This is a genomic window from Rhodococcus sp. Leaf233 (assembly GCF_001426165.1).
GTDB lineage: Bacteria > Actinomycetota > Actinomycetes > Mycobacteriales > Mycobacteriaceae > Rhodococcoides > Rhodococcoides fascians.
Genome location: NZ_LMRO01000011.1, coordinates 339,349 through 348,792, shown reverse-complemented (window position 1 = coordinate 348,792; position 9,444 = coordinate 339,349). Strand labels below are relative to the sequence as shown.

The following is a 9,444-nucleotide window of genomic DNA, read 5'->3' as shown; positions in this document are numbered from 1 at the left end:
CAGTCACACCCGCGGTCAGATCGTGACCGCGTTGCGGCTGCTCGAACGCAAACAAGTGACCCTGCCCCCGAAGAAACACGGAAACATCCCACTATGAGTGCAGCGAAGCATGACGCCGCGTCTGCCAGTTGGTTGTTTCGCGGAAGTCCGACGGACTCCGAGATCGCTGCTGTCGTTGCGGTTCTGACTGCCGCGCAGTCGTCGGTGGCCGAGGACGTGCCGGCCCCGCTCGATCTGTGGGGTCGACCTGAAGATATGCATCGTTACGGACTCGCCAGTGCCCCAGCTCTTTTCGTCAATGCCCGATTCGGCCAGTGAAGGACTTCGCACAGATGACCACCTCTACCTCCCATAAGAAGATTTCCAAGGTTCTTGTTGCCAATCGTGGTGAGATCGCGGTTCGGGTGATCCGGGCGGCCGCTGATGCCGGGCTGGCCAGTGTCGCTGTGTACGCCGAACCCNACCAAGGTTCTTGTTGCCAATCGTGGTGAGATCGCGGTTCGGGTGATCCGGGCGGCCGCTGATGCCGGGCTGGCCAGTGTCGCTGTGTACGCCGAACCCGACGCCGAYGCACCGTTCGTCCGCCTGGCCGACGAAGCATTCGCACTCGGCGGACAAACCTCCGCGGAGTCGTACCTGGTSATCGACAAAATCTTGGACGCSGCCGCCAAATCCGGAGCCGACGCCATCCACCCCGGCTACGGATTCCTCTCCGAGAACGCCGACTTCGCCCAAGCYGTCATCGATGCAGGMCTGATCTGGATCGGACCSTCCCCGCAGTCCATCCGCGATCTCGGCGACAAGGTCACCGCCCGCCACATCGCCGCCCGCGCCAAAGCCCCCTCGGTCCCCGGCACCTCCGAACCGGTCCGACTCCGCCACCCGCGAAGCCGTCGCAGCGTTCGGGCGCGGGGAATGCTTTGTCGAACGCTACCTCGACAAACCACGCCACGTCGAAGCCCAGGTCATCGCCGACCAACACGGCAACGTCATCGTCGCCGGCACCCGCGACTGCTCCCTGCAACGCCGCTTCCAGAAACTCGTCGAAGAAGCACCCGCCCCGTTCCTCACCGACGCCCAACGCAAAGAAATTCACTCGAGCGCCAAAGCGATCTGCCTCGAAGCCGGCTACTACGGTGCCGGGACCGTCGAATACCTCGTCGGCCAAGACGGCCTCGTCTCGTTCCTGGAGGTCAACACCCGGCTGCAGGTCGAGCACCCCGTCACCGAGGAAACCTCYGGCATCGACCTGGTGCTGCAGCAGTTCCGCATCGCCAACGGTGAGGAACTGACSATCACCGAAGAYCCCGAACCGCGGGGGCATTCGTTCGAGTTCCGGATCAACGGTGAAGACGCCGGGCGTGGGTTCCTGCCCGCCCCCGGACCGGTCACCACCTTCACCGCCCCCTCCGGCCCGGGTGTCCGCGTCGATTCCGGTGTCGAATCCGGCTCGGTGATCGGCGGCCAGTTCGATTCGATGCTCGCCAAACTGATCGTCACCGGAGCCACCCGCGAGGAAGCCCTCGCCCGCTCCCGTCGGGCGTTGGCCGAATTCACCGTCGACGGGTTGGCGACGGTGATCCCGTTCCACGCTGCGGTGGTCTCCGATCCCGCGTTCATCGGCGACGGCGACTCCTTCTCCGTCCACACCCGGTGGATCGAAACCGAATGGGACAACCAGGTTCCCCCGTTCACCGCCGGGCAACCGATCGACGACGACGAGGCCCTGCCGCGGCAGTCCGTCATCGTCGAGGTCGGGGGCCGACGCGTCGAGGTCTCSCTGCCGGGCGAGCTCACCCTCGGCGGTGGTAGCGGCGGGAATGCCGGTGCGGTRCGGCGTAAGCCCAAGGCCCGCACCCGTGGYGGTGCCGGAGCAGGCGCAGCATCCGGTGACTCGGTSACCGCACCGATGCAGGGCACCGTGGTCAAAGTCGCCGTCGACGAAGGCCAGAGCGTCGAGGTCGGGGACCTCGTCGCTGTCCTGGAAGCGATGAAAATGGAAAACCCCGTCACCGCCCACAAAGCAGGCACCATCACCGGCCTGAGCGTCACCGCAGGCGACGCCATCACCCCGTCAAGCCGATGATGGCTTGGGTGAGCTCGTCGAGATGCGAACNCTCGTCGCTGTCCTGGAAGCGATGAAAATGGAAAACCCCGTCACCGCCCACAAAGCAGGCACCATCACCGGCCTGAGCGTCACCGCAGGCGACGCCATAACACAAGGCACCGTCCTCGCAGAAATCAAGTGACACCGACGTTCGATGCCGAACGGATCGACCCCCGGGCGACTTTCGGCATCGAACGGCGGCGCGGATAGCGCTACCCTGTAGCAATGTCCGAGCTTCCGGAAATACGTATCGGTACCGCTGATCGGGAGAAGGCCCTCGATGTGCTGGGTCAGCACTTCAGCGAGGGCCGCCTGACGGTTCCCGAGTTCGACGAGCGCAGTGCCACAATCGCTTCCGCGACGACGCGTGGACAGCTCGAATCGGTATTCGTCGACCTCCCTGCCGCGTCCGGCACTGCGTCGGTCGCTCGATCCGGCACCGACGCACCGGCCGTGAAGGACCGCGGAATTGATTGGGCTGCAGTGGTGATGCCGATCGTCATCTTCGGATCACTTGCTCTGTTCTTTCTCACCGATTTCGACCAGAAGTGGCTTTTCTTCCTTCTCATTCCGCTGGCCGGAGCCATCCTGTCTGCGGTAGGACATCCGGCGGACAAGAAGAAAAAGAAGAAGAAGCGTTGAAAGCTCTGTTGTTCGACGTCTTCGGCACCGTCGTCGATTGGCGCACGAGCATTGCCCGCGAGGTCTCCGAAATCTGCGGTCCGGGAGTCGACAGCTATCGGTTTGCCGATCGGTGGCGGAGCCTCTATCAACCGGCCATGGAACAGGTGCGGTCCGGTGGGCGACCTTTCACTCGGTTGGACGTACTGCACCTGGAGTCCCTGCGAACGGTGCTCTCCGAGTTCGAGATCGACCTGGATGCGGACGCCACGACCGCACTCAATTTCGCGTGGCATCGACTGGAGCCGTGGCCCGATTCCGTTCCCGGGCTCACGCGGCTGCGCACCGAGTTCGTCGTAGCACCGCTCTCGAACGGCAACATCTCTCTGCTGCTGGACATGGCCAAGAATGCCTGCCTTCCCTGGGACGCCATCCTGGGCGCGGAACCGGTGCAGGCGTACAAGCCCATGCCCGACGCCTACCTACGTACCGCAGACGTCCTCGGGCTGCGTCCCGACGAGTGCATGATGGTTGCCGCACACAACAGCGACCTCGCCGCCGCAGCCGAGTGTGGCTTCGCCACCGCATTCGTCGCCCGCCCGCTGGAACACGGCCCGACGCAGACGTTCGACCTTGCTCCCGAAGCCGAGTGGACCTTCAGCGCAGACTCGATCGAGTCCCTTGCCGACCGACTCAACTGCTGACAGACGCAGTTCAGAAAATCGCCGCCGGAACCAGTCGATCGGCCAGCCACCTGTTCACTTCTGCGTGCGATCGGAATCGCACGATCGTCAGGTCCGGTCGGCGCATGTTCAGTCGCTGAACGCGCGCGGCCGTCATCCGATGCGTGTTCCAGGCCCACCGGACGACGTGCTCGCGATCGAAGAATATGCGATGCAGCGGTGGCTCGAAGTTGCCGTTCCACAGCACTGTTCGACCCAGCCGTCGACGCACCGTTCGAATCACGATCTGCCGCATCACCGTTCGACGAGGCAGATCGAGCCACAACATCAGATCCGCGCGATCGACGAGACGATCGCGCACCACGCTGTACTGCCACTCGGTGACCCAGGCCGGGCGGGCGATGAACTCCTTCACGTCCTGCTCGAACGTGGCACGGGGCGTCCAGTCAGGCCCGTGATAGAGGCTGTCGATCTCGATGTGTTCGATTCCCAGAATCGATCCGAGACGAGCCGACAACGTGGTCTTACCGGAACCGGATGTTCCTGCCACCACGATTCGCGAGGGGCGACGCGATACCGCGTCGTTCGGTCCGAGAATCACGACTGTTTTCGCCCGCTACGGTTGGGCACAGAGCGCTACGATCGCGTCCGCCATGTTGTTCACGAAGTGTCGACGCGCCGTTTCGGGCAGCCGATCCAGTGAGAGGTACGGGTTCAGGTCTTCGAGCTCGACCAACAGCAGCGTTCCGTCGACGGTGCGGCATGCGTCCACCCGCGTGATTCCGTGGTCGATGTCGTTCCAGTCGACGAAACGTTGCGCGAACTCTTCGTCCTGAGCAGTACTCGAGTACGGCTCCAACTCCCAACGTCGGCCGGGGTCCGGAGCGTACAGGGCGTATTGCACTGTGCGGCCGATGAAGTAGAACGACACTTCGTAGACAAAATCGATCCGCGGCTGAATCAATGTGCCCGGCTCGACTTCCGACAGTTCGGCGCGTCCGATCTGTCGCATGCCGATCGAGTCGGCACCCCATTTCGGTTTCACCACATAGGTATTCACCTCGGGTAAGCGGGAGACGCCCCGCGGATCGTCGACGGTAGGTATGACCGGAAAACCATCTGCGAAAAGATCGACCAGGTACTGCTTGCCTCTTTGGTCGCCTTTGCCGGTCAGCTGGGTGAAAACCTTCGTGCCGTTCTCGCGCGCATGGCGAGCAAACGCGTCGAACGCTTCCTGGTATCCCAGCACAGGCCCGGAGTTCCGGATAACGACAGCATCGAATCCGTCCACCAGTGCCAGCGCATCGAGCGGGTGACACAGCGCGATATCGACCCACTCGCGAAGCTGCGAAGACAAGAAGATGTCTTCGTCGCAGTAGCGTCGGCCCCTCGACACATAGGCCAAGTCGGTCACGAACAGGACGCGTGGACGGGGTGCACACATCGGGCAGATCCTACCGGTCTCGAGATGTCACGATGTTCGCTTGCGCGCCATCAGAAATGCTTGCGGCGTCGATTCGTATCCCACCGGAGCCCGGTGCACACGGATGTCCAGTTCGAAGTCGGCGTCGACCACCATCTGTGCAATGGCGTCGGGGTCCAGTCGATAGGCGTCGTACGAGACCGAGTGTCCGTACACCTGTTCCAGTCGCACCCGCTCGTCCCCGGATTGAAATGCCAACAGCAGCAGTCCATCCGGACGCAGCACCCGATGCAGTTCGGCGAACACCTGCGGCAGCTGGGCCGGCGGGGTGTGGATGATCGAATACCAGGCGACAATTCCCGAGACGGTGCAGTCGCCCATGTCGAGCGACTGCATCGCGCCGACGACGAAACGCACGTCCGGAAATTCACGACGCGCAACGTCGATCATGCTGGGCGACAGATCGATTCCGGTCATGCTCAGGCCCAGGCGTCGTAGATGGCCCGCGATGCGCCCCGATCCGCATCCCACGTCGACTACGACCCCAGCGTCGACACGCTCGGCGAATGTGGCCAGCAGCGCCTGTTCCAGATGCTTGCCGTCCAGCTCGTCGCGAACCAGGTCCGCGTAGCTTTCTGCGACGGTGTCGTATGCCGCCCTCGTCATCGAAACGTGCTGCTGTTCGGCCACAACCGTCACGGTACAGACTCGCCCGGTTCGGCCAGGTACGAGCGCGTCAGCATCTCGAAGAAGTGGCCGGTGGGGTCGCGAAAGTACACCCCTCGACCGCCATGATCGGTGTTGATTACCCCGGGCCGAGTCATCCGTGGATCGGCCCAGTGTTCGACGCCCATACCGACGAGCCGTGTGTAGGCGGCGTCGAAGAGGTCGTCGGTGACTCTGAATGCGTAGTGCTGGAATTGAATGTCATCCATCGGTGGTTCGGCGAACTGAATCAACGTCCCGTCGGTGAGTTGTACGTTGACGAACGGGCCCCACGAGGGTGCCTCCGGCAGGTCGAACAGTTCGCGAAAGAACGCCGCCGACGCAGAACTGTTCTTCGCAGCAATGATGGTGTGATCGAACGAAACGGACATGCGCTGCCTCCTGGGCAGTACGACGCCTCCATGCCTGACGCAGTCCGTCATCGACACGCGACGCTGCGCCAGATGGTTCCACGAGGCACTGTGGTGCGTCAACCCTTTGTGCGCGTTTTGCGTACCCCGGGGTACGCAAAACGCGCACGACAGGATGGTGTGTCGACCGGTGAATTCACGGCCGAGCACCGGTCTTCTTCAGTGACAGCATTGCCGAGGAGAGGAACCCCGCATGGTCGGTCGACTTCTGTTCGTTCACGGTGCCGGCGGATTCGTCGACGACGCGGAGCTGGCGCACGGGTTGGCTGGAGCTCTGCGTCTCGAACTTCGGATGCCGGAGCTGTCCGACACCGCCATGGGTTTCGAGGACTGGGCCGAACCGGTTAGGCAGCACCTGGACCGACTCGGACCCGACGATGCGGTGATTGCGCATTCCTTCGGCGCATCGATCCTCGTCAGGGTCTTGACAGAACATCGCCGGGAATGGCCCGCGCGGGCCATTCTGTTGGCGATGCCGGACTGGACTCCGCGTGGGTGGGACATCGCCGACTACGCGTTCACCGACCGAGAGCCCGAGACCGACCTGATGCTCGTCCACTGCCGAGACGACGACGTGGTTCCCATTTCTCATCTGGCGCTGAACTCGAAGGCGCTCCCGTCGGCGACGGTGGTCGAGTTCCCGACCGGTGGTCATCAGTTCGACGGCATGATCGACGCCATTGCCGCCGAGGTCCTTTGACCGAGCGTCCCCGCGGGGACGCTTCTACTGGCTCCGGTCCTCGTAGTCGATGAGGAGGCGGGCTCGGTCGCACATGCAGACTGGGTGTCCGCTCACCGTGCACCGGACACAGCGCCTTCGTAGAGTCCAGTCCCGAGTGGACGAGAGGCGTCCGCTCACCGGTAGTCGTGGTCGATTCCCGTTGCCCACTGCGAACATTCGACGGCGATCACGTCGTCCCTCCCCCGCAGGAAGTCCCGCGCCCCCGAGTCTCCCGACGCCGATGCCGCAGCTGCCTCGAGGTGTCGACGCGCCAGAACGACCGGATGACCTGGGCGGCCGTCGAACACTGCCCTGGCCAGACCCGTCCGCGGTGCGGCGTCGAGGACTGCCCGCACCACGTCGGACCCGACGTCGGGTGTGTCGACCACGTGAACCACCACGTACTCCGCGTCCGATGCGGCCGCCAAGCCGGCGGTGAAGGATGCGCTCATTCCCTGCTCCCAGTGGGGAGCGTGTACTGCGGTCGCGCCATCGGGCACAGCGACGTCGGCCGCGCCCAGCACAACGATCACCTGGTCACAACCACCATCGGTCAGTGCCTGCGCAGCCGTGCGAAGCCACAACCCGTCGTGAGCGAGCACTTTGGGCGATCCGTATCGCGTTCCGGCACCTGCAGCCAGGACCACTCCCACGACAGCGTCGGACATCGTCACTCCTTCTGTCGTCCTGCCGAATGTTGGATGATCGCACAACACGCGCCTCGAGCGCGGCGGAACTTTTGTGCTCGCTCGACTGGCGGCAGCGGTCGCAATGACCGATTCTTGGTGCACTTCTCCTGCAGCGTCGCAGGAATCCACCCTGTTGCGTCCGCGAGGTGCCCACCGATGTCCGTCAAGCCCATCACACGCAAGCGCGTCCATCCCGTCGACGAAGTGCTTCCTGTTCCCAAATTGGCCGCGTACGGGTTTCAACACGTGGTCGCGTTCTACGCCGGTGCCGTTCTCGTACCGATCATCATCGGCAGTGCAATCGGGCTGACCAACGAACAGCTGATCCATCTCATCAATGCGGACCTGTTCACCTGCGGTATCGCGTCGATCATTCAGTCGGTCGGGTTCTGGAAGATCGGTGTCCGGCTCCCACTTCTGCAGGGCGTCACGTTCGCCGGTGTGTCGCCGGTGATCGCAATCGCAATGGCCAACGGCGGCGGCACCGAGGGGTTGCTGTACGTCTACGGTGCCGTCATCGTCGCCGGTCTGGTCACGTTCTTCATGGCACCGTACTTCAGTAGGCTGCTGCGCTTCTTCCCACCGGTGGTGACCGGAACCGTCATCACGATCATCGGCGTCGCGTTGCTGCCGGTAGCGGTCAACGATGCGGTGACCAATCCTGCGACACACGAACAGGACCCGACCAACGGTCGATGGATGGCGTACGCGATAGGCACGCTGCTGATCATCGTGCTGATCCAACGGTTCTTCAAGGGCTTCATGGCCACCATCGCCGTCTTGCTCGGTCTGGTCATCGGCAGTGCCGTCGCATTCGTGTTGGGGGACATGAACTTCGACGGCACCGCGGAAGCATCGTGGGTCGGATTCACCCTGCCCTTCCTGTTCGGTGTGCCCAAATTCAGTGTCGTCGCCATCATTTCGATGATCGTCGTCATGCTCATCATCGCGGTCGAAACCACCGGCAGTGTCTATGCGACGGGTGAGATCGTTGGCAAGCGCATCAAGAAGGACGACATCGCTGCCACGCTGCGGGCCGATGGAGTCGCCACCGTCATCGGCGGCACGTTCAACTCGTTCCCGTACACGGCGTTCTCGGAGAACGTCGGCCTGGTCCGACTGACCGGTGTGCGTAGTCGGTGGGTGGTCGCCAGCGCGGGCGGCATCATGATTCTGCTCGGTCTGCTGCCGAAGACGGCGGCCGTCGTCGCCTCCATCCCGCCACCGGTACTGGGCGGTGCCGCACTGGCCCTGTTCGCGACGGTCGCCGTCGTCGGAATCCAGACTCTGTCGAAGGTGGACTTCACCGACCATCGCAACTTGATCATCGTCGCCACCAGTCTCGGACTGGCGATGCTCGTCACCATCCAACCCACCGTTTCGCAGGGCGTACCGGATTGGCTCGAGATGCTGTTCGGCAGCGGAATCGTCCTGGGCGCCGTCTCTGCCATCGTCCTCAACGTCCTGTTCTTCCACATCGGAAATCGTGGTCAGGCCGTGGCCGGCGGTCCGGGTGCAGGTATCACCCTCGACCGGGTCAACGAGATGTCGGCCGAGGAGTTCGCCGCCACGTTCGGCGGTCTGGTGCAGGGCACCCCGTGGGTAGTCGAGCGTGCGTATCAGCAGCGCCCGTTCGCCGACGCCCACGGTCTGCGTGAGGCATTCCAGGAAGCCTTGTTGGCCGGAACCACCGAGGAACAGATCGAGCTGATCAACAGCTACCCCGACCTCGGCAGCGAGGATGCGACGGGCACCCTCAACGCTGCCGATCACGTCGGGTTGTCCAACCTCGAGGAGGACGAACACGAGAACATCGTTCAGCTCGCCGCCGAGTATCGGCGACACTTCGGATTCCCGTTGGTGATCTGCGCCCGAGAGACCGAACGCTACGATCGGGTTCTGGCCAACGGATGGTCGCGGGTGGAGAATGCGCCGTCGGCGGAGCGATCCTTCGCGATGATCGAAATCGCCAAGATCGCGAACTATCGGTTCGACGATCTGGTTGCGGACGCCAACCCCATCGCGGCCGCGCGGTTCGGCCGGATCAACGACTTCAGATAGCGA

General features: G+C 63.4%; 11 protein-coding genes and 2 pseudogenes. 8 read left to right on the top strand and 5 right to left on the bottom strand.

Annotated elements, in window-relative coordinates:
- The first annotated feature begins 93 nt into the window (after window positions 1–93).
- The 6 genes and pseudogenes from ASH04_RS19655 to ASH04_RS19640 all read left to right on the top strand — a co-directional run bounded on the left by ASH04_RS19655 (window position 94) and on the right by ASH04_RS19640 (window position 3,432).
- Window positions 94–318 (top strand): acyl-CoA carboxylase epsilon subunit, encoded by a 225-nt coding sequence (locus ASH04_RS19655; RefSeq protein ID WP_057474289.1) that lies wholly within the window; start codon window positions 94–96, stop codon window positions 316–318.
- Between the two features lie 14 nt (window positions 319–332).
- Window positions 333–461: pseudogene (locus ASH04_RS27595) on the top strand (biotin carboxylase N-terminal domain-containing protein); the annotation flags it as partial.
- 1 nt (window position 462) lies between these two features.
- Window positions 463–2,086: pseudogene (locus tag ASH04_RS19650) on the top strand (acetyl/propionyl/methylcrotonyl-CoA carboxylase subunit alpha); the annotation flags it as partial.
- Window positions 2,087–2,117: 31 nt separating this feature from the next.
- A partial coding sequence (locus ASH04_RS27590) for an acetyl-CoA carboxylase biotin carboxyl carrier protein subunit (protein WP_442971206.1) occupies window positions 2,118–2,249 on the top strand: 132 nt, incomplete at its 5' end.
- Window positions 2,250–2,332: 83 nt separating this feature from the next.
- The gene (locus tag ASH04_RS19645; RefSeq protein WP_027496469.1) at window positions 2,333–2,749 is read left to right on the top strand and encodes a DUF1707 SHOCT-like domain-containing protein; all 417 of its coding nucleotides are present in this window, start codon (window positions 2,333–2,335) and stop codon (window positions 2,747–2,749) included.
- Entirely contained in the window at window positions 2,746–3,432 is a 687-nt protein-coding gene (locus tag ASH04_RS19640) for a haloacid dehalogenase type II (protein ID WP_057474288.1), read from the top strand. The genes ASH04_RS19645 and ASH04_RS19640 overlap by 4 nt, the downstream gene beginning before the upstream one ends.
- A 10-nt stretch (window positions 3,433–3,442) precedes the next feature.
- Here ASH04_RS19640 and ASH04_RS19635 read toward each other — a convergent pair whose 3' ends face one another.
- The 4 genes from ASH04_RS19635 to ASH04_RS19620 are packed head-to-tail and all read right to left on the bottom strand — an operon-like array spanning window position 3,443 to window position 5,931.
- The gene (locus ASH04_RS19635) at window positions 3,443–4,012 is read right to left on the bottom strand and encodes an AAA family ATPase (RefSeq protein ID WP_057474287.1); all 570 of its coding nucleotides are present in this window, start codon (window positions 4,010–4,012) and stop codon (window positions 3,443–3,445) included.
- A 15-nt stretch (window positions 4,013–4,027) separates the two neighbouring features.
- Window positions 4,028–4,855, bottom strand: coding sequence for a hypothetical protein (locus ASH04_RS19630; RefSeq protein ID WP_057474286.1), 828 nt, complete (start codon window positions 4,853–4,855; stop codon window positions 4,028–4,030).
- Window positions 4,856–4,882: 27 nt separating this feature from the next.
- Window positions 4,883–5,524 carry a class I SAM-dependent methyltransferase gene (locus ASH04_RS19625; protein ID WP_235580048.1) on the bottom strand — a complete coding sequence of 214 codons (642 nt, stop codon included), beginning with the start codon at window positions 5,522–5,524 and terminating at the stop codon, window positions 4,883–4,885.
- Window positions 5,525–5,529: 5 nt separating this feature from the next.
- A complete protein-coding gene (locus tag ASH04_RS19620; protein WP_057474284.1) occupies window positions 5,530–5,931 on the bottom strand; it encodes a VOC family protein in 402 nt (133 codons plus the stop codon).
- A 232-nt stretch (window positions 5,932–6,163) separates the two neighbouring features.
- On the opposite strand from ASH04_RS19620, the gene ASH04_RS19615 reads away from it, so the two are divergent.
- A complete protein-coding gene (locus ASH04_RS19615) occupies window positions 6,164–6,670 on the top strand; it encodes an alpha/beta hydrolase (RefSeq protein WP_032370682.1) in 507 nt (168 codons plus the stop codon).
- Between the two features lie 155 nt (window positions 6,671–6,825).
- Here ASH04_RS19615 and ASH04_RS19610 read toward each other — a convergent pair whose 3' ends face one another.
- Window positions 6,826–7,359: a nucleotidyltransferase family protein gene (locus ASH04_RS19610; protein WP_057474309.1), complete on the bottom strand. Its 534-nt coding sequence runs from the start codon at window positions 7,357–7,359 to the stop codon at window positions 6,826–6,828.
- Between the two features lie 177 nt (window positions 7,360–7,536).
- Here ASH04_RS19610 and uraD point away from each other — a divergent pair, with 177 nt between their 5' ends.
- The gene (gene uraD / locus ASH04_RS19605) at window positions 7,537–9,441 is read left to right on the top strand and encodes a 2-oxo-4-hydroxy-4-carboxy-5-ureidoimidazoline decarboxylase (protein WP_057474283.1); all 1,905 of its coding nucleotides are present in this window, start codon (window positions 7,537–7,539) and stop codon (window positions 9,439–9,441) included.
- Window positions 9,442–9,444 lie beyond the last annotated feature (3 nt).